Source organism: Tepidamorphus gemmatus (assembly GCF_004346195.1).
In the GTDB taxonomy this organism is placed as follows: domain Bacteria; phylum Pseudomonadota; class Alphaproteobacteria; order Rhizobiales; family Tepidamorphaceae; genus Tepidamorphus; species Tepidamorphus gemmatus.
In genome coordinates, this window is record NZ_SMAK01000016.1 from 22,073 (window position 1) to 37,194 (window position 15,122).

Genomic DNA, 15,122 nt, shown 5'->3' on the forward strand with positions numbered 1-15,122 from the left:
GGTCTGCATCGCGCCGGGGCCGCGCCGCGCCGCCGACCGGCCGGGATCCGCCAGATCCGGTAACCCTGCACCATGATCCGCGAACAGCTTCCGGCCCTGCAGGTGGTGCTGCCGCTCTGCGGCGCGGCGCTGTGCGCCTTCATCGACGAGCGGCGCACCGCGTGGCTGATCGCCACGCTGACCAGCTTCGCGATGCCGGTCATTGCCGTGCTGCTGCTGATCCAGGTCCTGCACGGCGGACCGGTCTCCTATGCCTTCGGCGGCTGGGAGCCGCCATTCGGCATCGAATACCGGGTGGACGTGGTCAACGCCTTCCTGCTGGTGCTCGTCTCGCTCATCGCCGCCGTGGTGATGCCCTATGCGCGCCAGAGCGTCGCGGCGGAAATCCCCGAGAACAAGCAGGCCTGGTTCTACTGCATGTATCTGCTGTGCCTGTGCGGCCTGCTCGGCATGGCGATCACCGCGGACGCGTTCAACGCCTTCGTGTTCATGGAGATCTCCTCGCTCTCCACCTACGTGCTGATTGCCATGGGATCCGACCGTCGCGCGCTGGTGGCATCCTATCAGTACCTGATCCTCGGCACGATCGGCGCGACCTTCTACGTGATCGGGGTCGGGCTGCTGTTCTCGATGACGGGCACGCTCAATTTCGGCGACCTGGCCGAGCGCATCGCCACGGTCGAGGCGACTCGGCCGATCCTTGCCGCGCTCGCGTTCATCACCGTCGGGCTCTGCCTCAAGCTGGCGCTGTTTCCGCTGCATGTCTGGTTGCCGAACGCCTATGCCCTGGCGCCGTCGGTCGCCACCGCCTTCATTGCTGCCAGCGCCACCAAGGTTGCGATCTACCTCCTGCTCAGGTTCTTCTTCTCGATCTATGGTGCGCATTTCGTCTTCGACACGCTGCCGGTGACGCCGATCCTGCTGGTGCTGTCGATAGCGGCGATGTTCGCGGCCTCGGCGGTCGCCATCTACCAGGACAACGTCAAGCGGATGCTCGCCTATTCCTCGGTGGCGCAGGTCGGCTACATCACGCTGGGCATCGCGCTGGCCAGCCAGACTGGGCTTACCGGCGGCATCGCCCATCTCTTCAACCACGCCCTCATGAAGGGGGCGCTGTTCCTCGCACTCGGCAGCATCGCCTACCGTGTCGGCAACTGCGGGATGTCGGAGATGGCCGGCATCGGCCGCCGCATGCCGGTCACCATGGCCGCCTTCGTCATCGGCGGCATGTCGCTGGTCGGCGTCCCCGGCACGGTCGGCTTCGTCTCCAAGTGGTATCTGGCGCTCGGGGCGATCGAGCAGGGCTGGTGGTGGCTCGCCTTCCTGATCGTGGCAAGCTCGCTGCTTGCCGTCGTCTACATCGGCAAGGTGGTTGAGGTCGCCTGGTTCCGCGAGCCCTCGGCCAAGGCCGCCAGGATCGGCGAGGCGCCGGTGACGATGATCGTCTGCACCTGGGTGCTGGCGGCGGCCTGTATCGTCTTCGGCATCGACGCCGAACTCACCGCCGGCGTCGCCGGCCGCGCCGCCGAAGCTCTACTGGCAGGTCTGCGATGACTCCGGAAGAGCTTGTCCTGCTCGCACTCGCCATCCCGTTCCTCGGGGCGCTGGCGATTCCGCTCGCCCACCGGGCGCCGAACGTGCGCGAGACCATCACGCTGGTCACCGCCGGCGCGCTGTTCACGACGGTGCTGCTGCTGTTGCGCGCCTTCCTCGATGGCGCCCGGCCGGCGACGGCAGGCGTCGAGGTGGTGCCGGGGCTCGCCATCGCCTTCGCGGTCGAGCCGCTCGGCATGGTCTTCGCGTGTGTCGCCTCGACGTTGTGGATCCTCAATTCGATCTATTCGATCGGCTACATGCGCGGCAACGACGAGCCGCGCCAGACCTCGTTCTACGTCTGCTTCGCCGTGGCGCTGGCGGCGACCATGGGCATCGCCTTCGCCGGCAATCTGTTCACGCTGTTCCTGTTCTACGAGATGCTGACGCTCTCGACCTATCCGCTGGTCGTCCACAAGGGCGACGAGAAGGCGAAGAAGGCCGGTCGCGTCTACCTTCTGCTGCTGGTCGGAACGTCGATGCTGCTGATGCTGCCGGGCATCGTCTGGACGGCGTGGGTCGCGGGAACGCTGGACTTCACGCCGGGCGGCATCCTGGCCGGAAAGGCCTCGCCGCTGCTGACCGGCATCCTGCTCGCGCTGTTTGCCTTCGGCATCGGCAAGGCGGCGCTGATGCCGATCCATTACTGGCTGCCCACCGCGATGGTGGCACCGACGCCCGTCAGCGCGCTCCTGCACGCGGTCGCGGTCGTCAAGGCCGGCGTGTTCTCGGTCACCAAGGTGGTCGTCTACATCTTCGGCGTCGATTTCCTTGCCGAGACCGGATCGAGCCAGTGGCTGATCTTCGTCGCCGCCTTCACGCTGGTGATGGCCTCGGTCGTCGCGATGTCGAAGGACAACCTGAAGGCCCGGCTCGCCTATTCGACGGTGAGCCAACTTGCCTATGTGGTGCTGGCCGCCGCCCTCGTGGTGCCGGCCGGGATCATGGCGGCGGGCACCCAGATCGCCATGCATGCGGTCGGCAAGATCACCCTGTTCTTCTGTGCCGGCGCGATCTACACCGCCGCCCACAAGACCGAGATCAGCGACATGGTTGGCATCGGCCGGAAGATGCCGGTTACCATGTTCGCGTTCCTGATCGGCTCGTTGTCGATCATCGGCCTGCCGCCGCTCGGGGGGGCCTGGACGAAGTGGTACCTGATGCTCGCCGCGATCGACTCCGAGCATCTGTTCGTTGCCGTCGTGCTGCTGGTCTCCTCGCTGCTCAATGTCGCCTATCTGCTGCCGATCGTCGCGCGCGGCTATTTTCTGCGGCCCAGCGACGCCAAGGGCGGCAAGGTGGCAATCGAGGAGGCACCGCTTGCCTGCCTCATCCCGCTGTGCGTCACCGCGGCGCTGTGCGTCGTGCTGTTCTTCGCGGTGGCGCCGCTGGAATCGATCCTCGGCGAACTGGTGGCCGCTGGCGGCGCCGGCATCGAGGCGCCGGCCGAAGTACCGCAAGCCGCGCCGCAGGCATCGGCAGGCGGCGAGCTTCCGGTCGAGGTGGAGGAGGCCGAATGAGCGCCGACCGGCAGGACAATGGCGGCCGCCCGGCCTGGCGGCTGGGCGACAGGGCGACGCTGAAGCGGCTGATCACCGCACTCACCGTCGCCTCGCTGGCGCTGCTGGCGACCGATCTGGTCGTGCCGCGCCACGGCAAGCTCGCCATGGAGAGCGTGTTCGGGTTCTATGCGGCGCTGGCGCTGATCGGCGTCGGCCTCGTCTGGGTCGGCGGCACGTTCGTGCAGGCGGTGCTGGACCGGCCGGAGGACTACTATGATCGCTGAGGTCTCGCCGGGGCTGGTGCTGATCCTCGGTGCGTTGGTCGTGCCGGTGCTGCGTGGCCATCTGCGCTCGGTCTGGATGCTGGCGCTGCCGGCAGTCGCGTTCCTGATGGTCGCAAGCCTCTCCGACGGCGCGTTCGGCCGCATCGAGCTGATGCGCATGACCTTCGTCACGCTCAAGGTCGATCCGCTCAGCCGCATCTTCGGCTACGTGTTCACGCTTGCCGCCTTTGCCGGCATGCTCTACGCGCTGCACGTCAAGGACACCGTTCAGCATGTCGCCGCCCTGATCTATGCGGGGGCCGCTCTCGCGGCGGTATTCGCCGGCGATCTCGTCACCTTGTTCGTGTTCTGGGAGCTGACCGCGCTGTCCTCGGTGTTCCTGGTGTGGGCGCGCCGCGACGAGGCGGCGATCCGCGCGGGGCTTCGCTATCTGGTCTTCCAGATCGGCTCGGGAGTCTTCCTCATCGCCGGCACCGCACTCATCTATCGCCAGACCGGTTCGATCGACTTCGGGCCGATCGGCCTCGGCAGCCTTGCCGGCGTGCTGATCTTCCTCGCCTTCGGCATCAAGTGCGCCTTCCCGCTGCTGCATGCCTGGCTGCAGGAATCCTATCCCGCCGCGACGCCGACCGGCATGGTGTTCCTGTCGGCCTTCACCACCAAGATGGCGGTCTACGCACTGATCCGCGGCTATGCCGGTACCGAGATCCTGGTCCCGATCGGCATCATCATGGTGCTGTTTCCGCTGGCCTATGCGGCGGTCGAGAACGACATCCGCGCCGTGCTGGTGCGCGTCCTCAACAGCCAGCTCGGCTTCATGGTGATCGGCATCGGGATCGGCTCGGATCTTGCGATCGCCGGCGTCGCGGCGCATGCGGCCGGCCATGTCGCCTACAACACGCTGCTGGTGATGGTCGCCGGCGCCGTGCTGACCATGACCGGCACCGCCCGCCTGACCGATCTCGGCGGGCTGGCACGGACGATGCCACAGACCGCGATCTACGCGGTGATCGGGACGCTTGCCATCGCCACGCCGCTGTTCTGCGGCTTCACCATGAAGTCGCTGATCATCTCGAGCGCCGAATATGGCGGCTATGGCTTCACCTGGGTCGTGCTGATCATCGGTTCGGTCGGCGCGTTCCTCTTGGCGGGTCTGAGGGCGCAGGGCATGGCCTTCTTCCGCGCCGCACCCACCGGCGCGGAATCGGCCGCGGCCGGCGAGCCGCCGGCCAACATGCGCCTGGCGATGGGGCTGGTGGTCGTCGCCTGTGCTGGCCTTGGCCTCGTGCCCTCCGCGGTCTATGAACTGCTGCCCGGCGCGCCCGTCTACGAGGTCTACACGCTCGATCACGTGCTGACCCAGTTGCAGCTGCTCGGCTTCACCGCGCTCGGCTTCGTCGTGCTCCTCTATTACGGCTTCTATCCGGCCGCGCGCCGCACGATCGCACTCGATGTCGATGCGATCTACCGTATCGCACTGCCGCGCCTGGTCCATGCCGTCTGGGCGGTTGCCAGGGCCGGACGCACCGCCGCGCTCGAGGCGGGACTACGCCGGCTCGGTGCCGTCGTCGACGGAATCTATCGCCACTACGGACCCGAAGGTGTGTTCGCGCGCGCCTGGCCGACCGGGGCGATGGCGCTCTGGGCGACGCTGCTGCTGGCCGCCTGGTTGCTCGTCTACTACTTGTAGACGCACGTCCGCCTCTATTTGCCGATCGGCCGGATGATCACACCGGTGTGCCGGCGTCTGTGGGCAAGACTTTCTGACGCCCAGTCTAGGCAGGCCCGGCAGGGCGGATTACACCAGCTCAAGTCCCGAAGAGCTTGAAACAACGGTATGGATAGAATATGTCTCGTTCCGCCCGGCGAAGCGCCAAGCGAATCGCTTGGAACCTGCGGTCCAGATCGGCGTCCCAGATCTTCGAAGGAGGACTTGGGCGCATGTCGGCCGCCATGCAACCGAGTACAAGCCGAGAGAGACGCCTAAGCCATGGATCAGGCTCGCGACAATTCTGCGCTCATTGAGCTCGCTGCCGACATCGTTTCGGCCTATGTCAGCAACAATACTGTTCCGACAGCCGATCTCGGCGCATTGATCAACGATGTGCACCAGGCATTGCTGCGCGCCACTACAGGCTCGGCCGAGCCGGTGAGGGAGGAGCTGAAACCGGCGGTCCCGGTGCGCAAGTCCGTTACGCCAGAATACATCGTCTGCCTGGAAGACGGCAAGAAGTTCAAGTCGCTCAAGCGGCATTTGCGCACCCACTACAACCTGTCGCCCGAGGAATACCGCGAGAAGTGGGGACTGCCGGCGGACTATCCGATGGTCGCGCCCAACTATGCTGCGGCGCGTTCGGCGCTGGCCAAGAAGATGGGGCTCGGACAGCGGCGCAAACGCGGCTGATCCGACGCCGGGTCGTCGTCTGCCATCCGGACCGCTGCATCCGGGTGGCGCGGCGCGACGGATCACCGCCCGTTGGCCGTCGGCCGCTCTTCGCCTGCATGGCGTGCAGCCGTAGCGTCGTCGAGTGCCATGAGGCGCGCCCGCTCGGCGGCGATCGCCTGCATCAGGGCTATGTGCCGGTTGAGGTCGTAGCTCCAGTGCCCTGCCCGTCCGCGCCGGCGTTCGCTGCGCAGCGCCCGCATCAGGCGCGCGAGAAGGATCCGGCCCACGGCGCGGTCGCCGCTGGCGATTTCCTGCGGTGTCGCCCGCGCCAACCTGGGCAGATGCCGCGCGCGGTCGTATAGCTCCGCGCCGGCGCGGACCACCCGTTCGCAATCCGCTCGCGCCGCCTGCCCGTGACGTTTCGTCGGGCCCGGTCTGGTCTTGCGATCCCGTGCCATCGCCGTCCTCGCCTCCATAGCCGGAGGAGACTACGGCCGGCATCGGCTGTGTGAAAAAATACCTACTGCCTGTGGTTGTATCCCGTTGATCGGCAACGGAAATTGCCGAGACTCGCGCGTCCTGTTTGCACAAACCGACGACATTGCGGTAGGAATAGGTACAAATTCCTAGAACCGACAGGAGAGGCGAGATGTCCGACACGGTTGCAGCCGAGCCTGCGCAACGCGGCGGGCCAGGCCGACGCCCGTGGCCCGGTCCGGGCGATCCCTATGTTCGCGTCACGACCGAGGTCGCCAGATGCTTTCGCGTCATGCCGCGGGCGCTGACCTCGCCGGAGCGGCGCGGTGCGCGCGAGACCCTGGCGCGCCACGTGGCGATGTATCTGCTCAATGTCGTGCACGCGCGCCCCTACCGCGAGATCGGCGAACGGTTCGGCCGCCACCGCACCAGCGTGCTGTATGCCTGCGCGCGCATCGAGGACCGCCGCGACGACCCGGCCTTCGACCGCAAGCTGCTGCGGCTGGAATGCAGCCTCGCGGACTCCGGGAGAGGCCAATGACCCGCGCCCCGCGCCGGCGCACCGAGGCGCGTCTGCTCGCCGGTCTCGAGGCGCTTGCCATGCCGGATGCCCGGCTGAGGCGGCGCGACGACGGCGGTGCGGATATTGTACGCGGCCACGCAGGGGACCGGCTGCGGTCCCTCTCGCCGCAGGACGTCGACCGGCTGCTCGCCGACGGTCTGCTCGAAGGCGGCCCGGACGGATGGCGGCTTGCCGAGACCGGACGTGCCCGCCTTCGGCGGGCGTCACGCCTCGACGATCCCTGGCGTGCCCAGCATCTCGACATGATCGATACCGTGCTCGAGGACGGCGCGGGCCGCCGCGTTGTTACCACCGTCGCCAACGAGAGTCCGCTCGCCTGGCTGCGCCGCCGGCGCGGTGCGGACGGCGCGCCGCTGGTCAGCGAAACCCGCTACCTCGCCGGCGAGCGCCTGCGCGCCGATTTCGAGCGGGCCGGGCTGATGGCGCGGGTGACCGCCGACTGGAGCCGCCCGGCCGGCCGGCAGCGGCGCGGCGCCACCAACCTGGCTGCCGATGTCGTCGATTCCGCCATTGCCGCGCGCCAGCGGGTCAATGCCGTCTTCCGCGCACTCGGGCCGGAGCTCGCCGCCCTGCTGATCGATGTCTGCTGCCTGCTGATCGGACTGGAGGACGCAGAGCGCCGTCGCGGCTGGCCGCGCCGTTCGGCCAAGGTCGTGCTCGGCATCGGCCTCGACCGGCTTGCCGCCCACTATGGCCTGTCCGAATCCGCCACCGGGCCGGAGCGCGTGCCGACGCGGCACTGGGGCGCGGCCGATTACCGGCCGCAGGCCGATCCGCAGGCCGATCCGGCTGCGGCGGAGCCGGGCTGATCGTGCCGCCGGCGCTCAGCCGACCGGCTGGGCGCTTGCCAGCCGGGCGTCGCGACGGATCCGCTCGACCATCGCGTTCAACCCGTTCGAGCGCTGCGGCGTGAGGTGCTCGCGCAGCCCCAGCCGCTCGAACACGGCCCCCGGTTCGATGGCAAGGATCTCGCTCGCCCGGCGTCCGGAATAGAGCGACAGGAGGATGGCGATCAGCCCACGCACGATATGCGCGTCGCTGTCGCCGAGGAAGGTCAGTCGCGGATCCGCCGTGCCGTCGCTCCGGGTCGACAGCCAGACCTGGCTGGCGCAGCCCTCGACCTTGTTGGCTGAGGTGCGGTCGGCATCCGGCAGCGGCGCCAGCGAGCGGCCGAGTTCGATGACGTAACGGTAGCGGTCCTCCCAGTCGTCGAGCAGGGCGAAATCCTCGACGATGTCGTCGATGGCGGGTACGGACGGGGGGAGGGGCGCGGTCATGGCCCCGATATAGCGCGCCCCGGCCGGACTGCCAAACCGGAGGAGGAGCTGGCCGGCGCCGGCTGCGGGCGGTCAGCCGGGCTCAGCTCTCGCCGCCCGGGCCGCGCCACGGCACGTGACGATCCTCCAGGCTCAGCGTGTCGACCGCATGGCGGACATCCTGTCGCCCGCTGCCGTCTTCGGAAGCTTCGGCCAGGTATTCGTACACCATCAGCGCGCCGGCCTGCGCCTTCTGGCCGAGCACCCGGACCACCGCCGAACCGGTGCGGCAGGTGTCGGGATTGCGGTCGCAGAAGCCGGCGAGATCGGAAACCGTATGGCGGGCCGCCTCGAAGGCGTCGACCGGCGAGATCTCCGGTCCGGCGGCCTCGCCGCTGCTGCCGTCATGTCCACTGACCGGAATCAGCAGGATGACGAGCGTGAGCCAGAACGCGGTGCGGATGAGAAACATGGCTGCCCTTGATCCGAGTGCCAGGATTCGATGCCAACACCGGCAATCTACCTGCGAACATTTGCAGCCATGTTGTCGCATTCCTGAAAATTCGAACGAAAAGCCAAATATTGGTGTCGCTCGGCGAAACATTTACATGATGTATATGGGGCCTGTAGGACTGCACCGGATTCGTTCAAGTCTTGTTAACCTTGTTGTCATCCGCGAAATAGCCGCGCGGCTGCGGCGCGGATTTAGCTTTCCCTTAATCGGCCTCTGCGACGATCCGATGGACATCGCGTTGAGTCAGTCCCGCCAGCGGCGGTCGGGGTGTAGAGTGCACATCCAGTTTTCCCTGTCTCCCTTTGCCGGGGTCGTCGCCTCCTTGGTGCATCCGTCGGTGCGCCCGGACCCGGCGGGATGCAGCTATCATGCCGCCTTCATTGCCACGCGTCTGGCCGGCGGCGGACTCGCGGTGCTGGCGCTGCCGGTCTATCTCGCCCTGTGGGGAGCGCCGAGCCTGATTGCCGCCCTGTGCTTCGCGCTGCTGGTCTCTCCGCTCCCCATCGCCCTCTTCGTCTCGCGCACCGGCCGGCTCGGCATCGGCCATCTGTTGTCGGCGGGCAGCCTGTCGAGCCTGGTCGGGATCGTCGCCTCAGCCACCGGCGGTGTCCAGTCGGCGCTTCTGGCCTGGCTGGTTGTGGTCCCTGTCGAGGCGGCGCTGTCCGGATCGGTCAGCATCGTCGTCGCCGCTGCCGCGATCGCGGCGACGACGGTGCTGGCGATTGTCGGCGCCGATCTTGCCGGGCTGGTTGCCCCGGCGCCCGCCGGTATCGCCGACTGGCTGTGGCCGCTGGTCGGCGCACTGCCTGCGGCGCTCTTTGCCGGCATGCTCGCCGCCCAGGCCGCGATCACTGCCCGCCGCGCCGCCGAGAGTGCCAGCGCCGCCGGCCGCCGCTTCGCCACGCTTGCAGAGGCGTTCGGCGACCCGGTGCTCGCCCTGCGCCGCAATGGCAACGTCGTCTGGGCGCCGGCCGCGGCGGGTGCCTTCGCCGGCTGCGACAGCGACCAGCTTGCCGGCGACGGACTGTTCGCGCGCATCCTCGTCACCGATCGTCCGGCCTATCTCCGGGCACTCGATCGTGCCGCGGAGACCGGTGCCGGCGTTGCCGAGATCCGTCTGAGACGCGGGCCGGGCGAGGCGTCCGATGCGACGGTATGGACGGAAGTGCGGGCGCGCCGCCTGCCGGCCGAGGAAACCAGTCTCGCCGAGGCCGGCGCCGAACTCGTCGCCATGCTCACCGACATCGGATCGCGCAAGGCCCAGGAGGCAGAAGTCCACCGCCTGCTCGAACAGGCAGAGCGCTCCAGCATCGCCAAGGGGCGGTTCCTCGCCAATATGAGCCATGAGCTGCGCACGCCGCTCAACGCCATCATCGGGTTCTCGGAAATGCTCGCCGACGAGACGGTCAGCCGGCTCGAGCCCGACCAGCAGCGCGAATATGCCGGGCTGATCCGCGACAGCGGCCGCCATCTTCTCGACGTGGTCAACGATATCCTCGACATGTCGAAGATCGAGACCGGCAAGTTCGAGATCTTCCCGGAGCTGTTCGACATCGTCGGGCTGGTCAGGAAATGCGCGCAGATGATGGAGATCCAGGCCAGGCGGGCAGGGTTGCGGCTGGAGGTGGATCTGCCGGACAATTTCCCCGAGCTGAATGCGGACCGGCGCGCCTGCAAGCAGATCCTGCTCAACCTGCTGTCCAACGCGGTCAAGTTCTCGCGGCCTGGCGGCCGGGTGGTGGTCGGCCTCTACCGCGAACCGCAGAGCGTCGTGCTGTATGTGGCGGACGAGGGTATCGGCATCCCGCGCGCCGATCTGCCGCGCCTCGGCGATCCGTTCGTGCAGCTTCACACCTCCTATGACCGGCGCTACGAAGGCACCGGACTGGGCCTGTCGGTGGTGAAGGGCCTCGCCGCCCTGCACGGCGGCAGCGTCTCCATCGACAGCGAGATCGGGCGTGGCACCCGCGTCACGGTGCGGATCCCGGCCCGTCGCGAGGGCGACATCCGGCCCGCGCGGCAATTCGCCGACGCCGGCGAGCCGATGCGACGCAGCGCCTGACGGGTGAGACATGAACGGCCGGCGGGGAATGAGCGGGTAGACCGGGAATGTTGGGGCGACTGGCGCGAGTGATGATCCGCAGGCCGCTCGGCACCCTGGCGGTGCTGACGGTGGCCGGTGCCTGGGGCGCGATATCGGTCAACGCACTGCTTCTGCAGGAGGGTCCGCACCCTGCGCCGCTGCTCGGCCGCGACCAGCGGCAGGCGCTCACCGTCCTGCCGCAGCCGAGCCCGGCCCACCGCGTCGCCGCCGTCGATCCGGTCGATCATGCCGCCGAGCTCGATCGCCGCGCCGCTGCCGAGCGGGCGGCGCTCATCGTCGACATCCAGTCGGCGCTGGCAAGGCGCAACTTCTATCATGGTGCGCTCGACGGCGTGTTCGGGCCGCGCACCGAGGCGGCGATCCGCGACTACGAGCTCGCGGCGGGTCTCGCGCCGACCGGCCAGCCGAGTGCCGAACTGCTCGCCCATGTCCGGTTGTCAACGCTGACCGCACCGCCGGTACCGCCGCCCCATCCGCTGCGCCAGACCGCCGTCGCGGCGCCGGAGATGGAGGCACCGCCGCCGACCGATGCCGCCGCGCCACCGCCCCGGCAGGCCGCCGGCGCCGCCGCGGAAGCGGCGCCCGCGCCGATCCCGGTGCGGACCGTGACGATCGCCGGGGCCGGCGATCCGGTTGCAGAGTTGCTGGCGCAGAATCCGCTGCCGCCCGCCCCGCTCGTCGACGGTCGCATCCAATCGGTGCAGCGCGTGCTCGCCGAGCTCGGTTATGCGCCGGGTTCGATCGACGGCCAGCTCAGTTCCGCCACCCGCCGGGCAATCGAGGACTTCCAGATCGACCGCGGCCTGCCGGTCACCGGCGAGATCAGTCCGCGCTTCCTCGACGAACTGTCGGCGGTCAGCGGCGTGCGGCTGTAGCGGTGGTTGGCGCGGATCGGCCATGCGCCTGAAATCGGGAATCTGGGTCGCCGCCTTCGTGCGGCGCTGCTCCGTCGAGGGAATTCCGGTGGCCGTGGTGCGCCGCGGTGCGGAGGAGGCGGGCGCGATCTTCGTCCTGGTCAACCGGCTCGACGGCACCGTGGATGTCTATGGACCGGCGCCGCAGACCGCCTTCGACGCGGCGGCACCGGCCGAGCGGCTGTGGATGCGTGCCCATGGCGAGGGGCCCGTCCCGGAGGCGGACGCCGCCGCCTTCATCGCCCGTCAGCATCGCTTCGACCCGGACATCTGGGTGGTCGAGATCGAGGAGCGCTCCGGCCGCCACTTGCTCGAGCCGCTGGTCGGCTGAGCGGCCGCCAGCGTGCCGGGACCGAGGCCGGCGTCGCCGCCTCGGAGCGTCTCAGGATCGGGATCGACGCATGGCGTCGGCGATGACGTCCTCGAGCCGGCGCGGCGGCTGCGCGGGGCGTACGGCGCGCGCCGCGGGCCGGGCGATCGCCGGCTCGTGGCGCACCGTCCGGCGCACCTCCTGTCCGGCGCCGCTCCACAGGGTGACCATCGTGGTTGCGACCTCGCGCTCCAGCCAGTCGGCAAGCTCGACCAGGCGCCGCAGCCCGTCGAGGGATGTTCCGGCCTCCGTCACGGTCAGCAGCACGATGCCGGTGATCCTGTCGGTCGGCAGGTCCGCCGCCCGCGCGGCCACCGCCAGCGGCTCGCCGCCCGGATCGTCGACAATGCGCCGGGCGATCTCGCGCGGCAGGTCGAGGGCATCGCCGAGCCGCGCGGCGAGTTCCAGCCGCTCGCCGGCCGCCGCCAGTGCGAACAGGCTGCTTGCAAGCGTCTCGGCGGCCGGGTCGCGCCGGGTCGGCGGCGTCGGCGCGAGGCGTGCTGCGCCGCCGTTCCGATCGCGCAGGCGGCTGCGCATCTGGTCGATGATGGCGCGCCGGGTCGCGGTGTCGGCCGGCCAGAACAGCGCGGCCAGCGCCGCCTCCGACAGCTGCGCCCGCTCGACGAGGCGCTGCGCGGCGGTGCGGCCGAGGCCCGGTGTCAGCGCCAACCGTTCGGCCCGCGCGGCATCGAGCCGGCCCGGCGCCATCGCCAGCGCAGCCGCGATGCCGGGATCGCCGCGGGCGATCAGCGCATCGATCAACTCGCCATCGAGGTCGGCGCGGCCGGCGACGGCGCGGGCCTTCTCGTCGCAGTCGCCGGTCGCCGCCGCATCGAGATCCTCGCGCGACAGCACCGGGCTCTGCCGCAGCATCGGGCCCGCCACCTCCGGCAGGTCCCGGGCCAGCAGACGCGCGACCTCCGGCGGCACCAGATCGCAATGGGCGAGGCGGCGGGACACCTCGCGGCGGGTGGCCAGTTCGACCCGCGGCAGCAGTGCCAGCATCAGCGCGCTGAAGTGCTCGGGCAGGTCGCGGTTGCCGATCCGCGCAGAATCGAGCAGCAGCTCGGCCAGCGTCGTCACCGCCGTCGCCCGGACGTCGCCGCTCACCGGTGCGCGGCGCTCGGCCAGGCTGTTCAGCGCCTGCTGGAACCGCGATTCGAATTCCCCGACCATGCTTGCCGTTCCCGCTGCACTGTCCGATCCCGCATCCGTCAGCGACGATACGGCCGGACCGTTAGCGGATTGTTAACCTCAACGAAGTCCTAATGACAGGCGTCCGGCCGACCGGCGTCGGCTTGCCGCGCCCCGGCCTCACGCTCTCGAGGAGATGGGCGATGGCTGCCCTGCTGCAGTTTCCTCTGGACCCGGCGCGGCGGGGCCGCCCTGCCGGCACATCGACCGGGTCCGGCCTCGGACGCACCGCGACCGTGGTCATCTTTCCCGGCATCCGCATCGAGCGGGGAGGGGACCGCGGCACGATCCGTGCGGCACGGCCCGACGGCGCGGCGACGGGCCCCGGCGAGCAGCACTGATCTCGCAGGGTCGTACGGGACCGAGCCAGCCCCCATCCATGCGGGAGACCTGCGTGCCTGAGCCGACCTGTGCGGTTGCTGCTTCCGGGCTGGCCGCGGCCGCCATCCCCGCCCTGCGCGCCGGCGTGATCGCCGGGCTGCTGGCGCTCGCCGGTTGCGCCGCTCAGCAGGGCGACTTCGACCGGCCGGTGAAGAACTACGTCAACGACACGATGCTGCCGGCCATCGGCGACCGCTTGGCGAAGGCGCGCGGCGAGCCGGTGTCGGGCTTCATGCTGACCGATGACGAGCAGGAGCTTCGCCGGCGCGCCTATCGGATGATCATGCCGATCCATCGCGGCGCCTTCTTCGCCCGCAACGAGACCGAATGGGTGCGCACCCGCATCTGGCCCGATTCTCGGTGGCAACCGGACCCGCACCTCTATCTCGACATGCTGCGCGATGATGGCTTCGTGTCGAGCGAGGCGCGCTGGAATGCCGTCGTCACGGCCATCATCACCGACATTCCGCTGGTGCCGCCGTTCGGTCAGGTCTGGCAGCGGGTGTGCCTCGCGGATCTGAGCCGGATGTCCGCGCTGCCGCAGACCGCGCTGCTGACGCCGGCCGAGACGAAGGACGCCGAGGCGCGCGTGTTCGAGAACAGGCGGGTGGCGGTCTGGGGGCTGTCGGCGATGCGCTGGCGTGTCGAATCCTATGCCTACGCGATCCAGCGCAGCCGGCTGGAAATCCCCTCGGCGAAGGACGTCAATGCCGACCTCGCCCTGAACCGCCTGCGCGCGACGGTCGATGACCTGGAGCGGCTGCTGTCGAGCCCCAACTGCGGCACCGCCCCGGTGCCAGCGGTGCTCGGCCCGGCCGACCGGCCGGTCTACAAGGGCTAGCGATGTCCGCAACGCCGGGGCCGCGCCGGTGCTGCGCGCCGTCGGGGCGCCGATCGTATCGCCCGATGATGGCGCGACCCCGCGCGGCCGCAGATGCGACAGGTCAGCACAAGGCTGGCCGCGATCACGGCGTCAGCCCGTCCCCGGCCAATCGACGATCCGGTCCTCCAGATCCTCCTCCGCCACTTCGTCCTCACCCAGCACCCGCCCGCGCACCGAGATGCCGGCCATATGCACGGTTGCGGGATCGCCGGAGACGAGCGGATGCCACCAGTCAAGGTCGCGGCCTTCGGCCACCAGTCGGTAGGCGCAGGTCGGCGGCAGCCAGGCGAGGCCACCGATATTGTCCGGGGCGAGCGGCACGCAGCCCGGCACGCGGGCGGCCCGGTTGGCATAGTCGGTGCAGCGGCATGTCGCAGCGTCAAGCAGCCGGCAGGCGACGTCGGTGTACCAGATCTCGGCCGTATCCTCGTCCTCGAGCTTGATCAGGCAGCAACGCGCGCAGCCGTCGCACAGCGATTCCCATTGGGCCGGCGTCATCGCCGACAGCGGGGTGTTGCGCCAGAACGGTTCCGCGCTGCCGTCTGGCTGCGGCGGCGGCTCCGCGCGCTCAACTCTGCCCGTGCTGCTCATCGTCACGCCTCTTGCACTTGGCGGGGAAAACGGTCAACAAGAATGCTCGGGGCGAGCCTGTGACGCGACGGACGGACGGAGACTATCGAA

General features: G+C 69.4%; 17 protein-coding genes. 12 read left to right on the plus strand and 5 right to left on the minus strand.

The genetic code is table 11. The features are described from left to right. The first annotated feature begins 72 nt into the window (after window positions 1-72). The 5 genes from EDC22_RS16890 to EDC22_RS16910 all read left to right on the plus strand — a co-directional run bounded on the left by EDC22_RS16890 (window position 73) and on the right by EDC22_RS16910 (window position 5,783). Window positions 73-1,554, plus strand: coding sequence for a monovalent cation/H+ antiporter subunit D family protein (locus EDC22_RS16890; RefSeq protein WP_207903821.1), 1,482 nt, complete (start codon window positions 73-75; stop codon window positions 1,552-1,554). Continuing rightward, window positions 1,551-3,113 carry a proton-conducting transporter transmembrane domain-containing protein gene (locus EDC22_RS16895; RefSeq protein ID WP_132807854.1) on the plus strand — a complete coding sequence of 521 codons (1,563 nt, stop codon included), beginning with the start codon at window positions 1,551-1,553 and terminating at the stop codon, window positions 3,111-3,113. The genes EDC22_RS16890 and EDC22_RS16895 overlap by 4 nt, the downstream gene beginning before the upstream one ends. Next, the gene (locus tag EDC22_RS16900; RefSeq protein WP_132807855.1) at window positions 3,110-3,379 is read left to right on the plus strand and encodes a hypothetical protein; all 270 of its coding nucleotides are present in this window, start codon (window positions 3,110-3,112) and stop codon (window positions 3,377-3,379) included. Before EDC22_RS16895 ends, EDC22_RS16900 begins: the two co-directional genes overlap by 4 nt. After that, on the plus strand, window positions 3,369-5,069 hold the full coding sequence (locus tag EDC22_RS16905; protein WP_132807856.1) for a proton-conducting transporter transmembrane domain-containing protein: 1,701 nt from the start codon (window positions 3,369-3,371) through the stop codon (window positions 5,067-5,069). The genes EDC22_RS16900 and EDC22_RS16905 overlap by 11 nt, the downstream gene beginning before the upstream one ends. Before the next feature lie 300 nt (window positions 5,070-5,369). After that, window positions 5,370-5,783: a Ros/MucR family transcriptional regulator gene (locus EDC22_RS16910; RefSeq protein WP_132807857.1), complete on the plus strand. Its 414-nt coding sequence runs from the start codon at window positions 5,370-5,372 to the stop codon at window positions 5,781-5,783. A gap of 62 nt (window positions 5,784-5,845) precedes the next feature. Here the strand turns inward: EDC22_RS16910 and EDC22_RS16915 are convergent, their stop codons facing one another. Then, window positions 5,846-6,223, minus strand: coding sequence for a DUF6477 family protein (locus tag EDC22_RS16915; RefSeq protein ID WP_132807858.1), 378 nt, complete (start codon window positions 6,221-6,223; stop codon window positions 5,846-5,848). Between the two features lie 191 nt (window positions 6,224-6,414). On the opposite strand from EDC22_RS16915, the gene EDC22_RS16920 reads away from it, so the two are divergent. Continuing rightward, entirely contained in the window at window positions 6,415-6,783 is a 369-nt protein-coding gene (locus tag EDC22_RS16920; RefSeq protein WP_132807859.1) for a helix-turn-helix domain-containing protein, read from the plus strand. Further along, window positions 6,780-7,634: a DUF6456 domain-containing protein gene (locus EDC22_RS16925; protein ID WP_132807860.1), complete on the plus strand. Its 855-nt coding sequence runs from the start codon at window positions 6,780-6,782 to the stop codon at window positions 7,632-7,634. The genes EDC22_RS16920 and EDC22_RS16925 overlap by 4 nt, the downstream gene beginning before the upstream one ends. 15 nt (window positions 7,635-7,649) lie before the next feature. Here EDC22_RS16925 and EDC22_RS16930 read toward each other — a convergent pair whose 3' ends face one another. Both EDC22_RS16930 and EDC22_RS16935 read right to left on the minus strand, forming a co-directional pair. Continuing rightward, window positions 7,650-8,102 (minus strand): SufE family protein, encoded by a 453-nt coding sequence (locus tag EDC22_RS16930; RefSeq protein WP_132807861.1) that lies wholly within the window; start codon window positions 8,100-8,102, stop codon window positions 7,650-7,652. A gap of 82 nt (window positions 8,103-8,184) precedes the next feature. Beyond that, complete coding sequence (locus tag EDC22_RS16935; protein ID WP_132807862.1) at window positions 8,185-8,553, minus strand: DUF5330 domain-containing protein; 369 nt, start codon at window positions 8,551-8,553, stop codon at window positions 8,185-8,187. Window positions 8,554-8,833: 280 nt separating this feature from the next. Here EDC22_RS16935 and EDC22_RS16940 point away from each other — a divergent pair, with 280 nt between their 5' ends. From EDC22_RS16940 to EDC22_RS16950, 3 genes are all read left to right on the plus strand, one after another. Continuing rightward, window positions 8,834-10,657 (plus strand): sensor histidine kinase, encoded by a 1,824-nt coding sequence (locus tag EDC22_RS16940; protein WP_165926956.1) that lies wholly within the window; start codon window positions 8,834-8,836, stop codon window positions 10,655-10,657. A gap of 71 nt (window positions 10,658-10,728) precedes the next feature. Then, the gene (locus tag EDC22_RS16945) at window positions 10,729-11,574 is read left to right on the plus strand and encodes a peptidoglycan-binding domain-containing protein (RefSeq protein ID WP_165926957.1); all 846 of its coding nucleotides are present in this window, start codon (window positions 10,729-10,731) and stop codon (window positions 11,572-11,574) included. Between the two features lie 22 nt (window positions 11,575-11,596). Continuing rightward, window positions 11,597-11,944 carry a DUF1491 family protein gene (locus EDC22_RS16950; protein WP_132807865.1) on the plus strand — a complete coding sequence of 116 codons (348 nt, stop codon included), beginning with the start codon at window positions 11,597-11,599 and terminating at the stop codon, window positions 11,942-11,944. A gap of 51 nt (window positions 11,945-11,995) precedes the next feature. Here EDC22_RS16950 and EDC22_RS16955 read toward each other — a convergent pair whose 3' ends face one another. Then, entirely contained in the window at window positions 11,996-13,159 is a 1,164-nt protein-coding gene (locus EDC22_RS16955) for a DUF2336 domain-containing protein (RefSeq protein ID WP_132807866.1), read from the minus strand. Between the two features lie 161 nt (window positions 13,160-13,320). Here EDC22_RS16955 and EDC22_RS16960 point away from each other — a divergent pair, with 161 nt between their 5' ends. Together EDC22_RS16960 and EDC22_RS16965 are read left to right on the plus strand one after the other, a co-directional pair. Beyond that, complete coding sequence (locus tag EDC22_RS16960; RefSeq protein ID WP_132807867.1) at window positions 13,321-13,518, plus strand: hypothetical protein; 198 nt, start codon at window positions 13,321-13,323, stop codon at window positions 13,516-13,518. 53 nt (window positions 13,519-13,571) lie between these two features. Further along, window positions 13,572-14,399, plus strand: a complete 828-nt coding sequence (locus EDC22_RS16965) for a hypothetical protein (protein ID WP_132807868.1) — start codon at window positions 13,572-13,574, stop codon at window positions 14,397-14,399. Between the two features lie 132 nt (window positions 14,400-14,531). Here EDC22_RS16965 and EDC22_RS16970 read toward each other — a convergent pair whose 3' ends face one another. Continuing rightward, entirely contained in the window at window positions 14,532-15,032 is a 501-nt protein-coding gene (locus tag EDC22_RS16970) for a YcgN family cysteine cluster protein (protein WP_132807869.1), read from the minus strand. Between the last annotated feature and the right edge of the window lie 90 nt (window positions 15,033-15,122).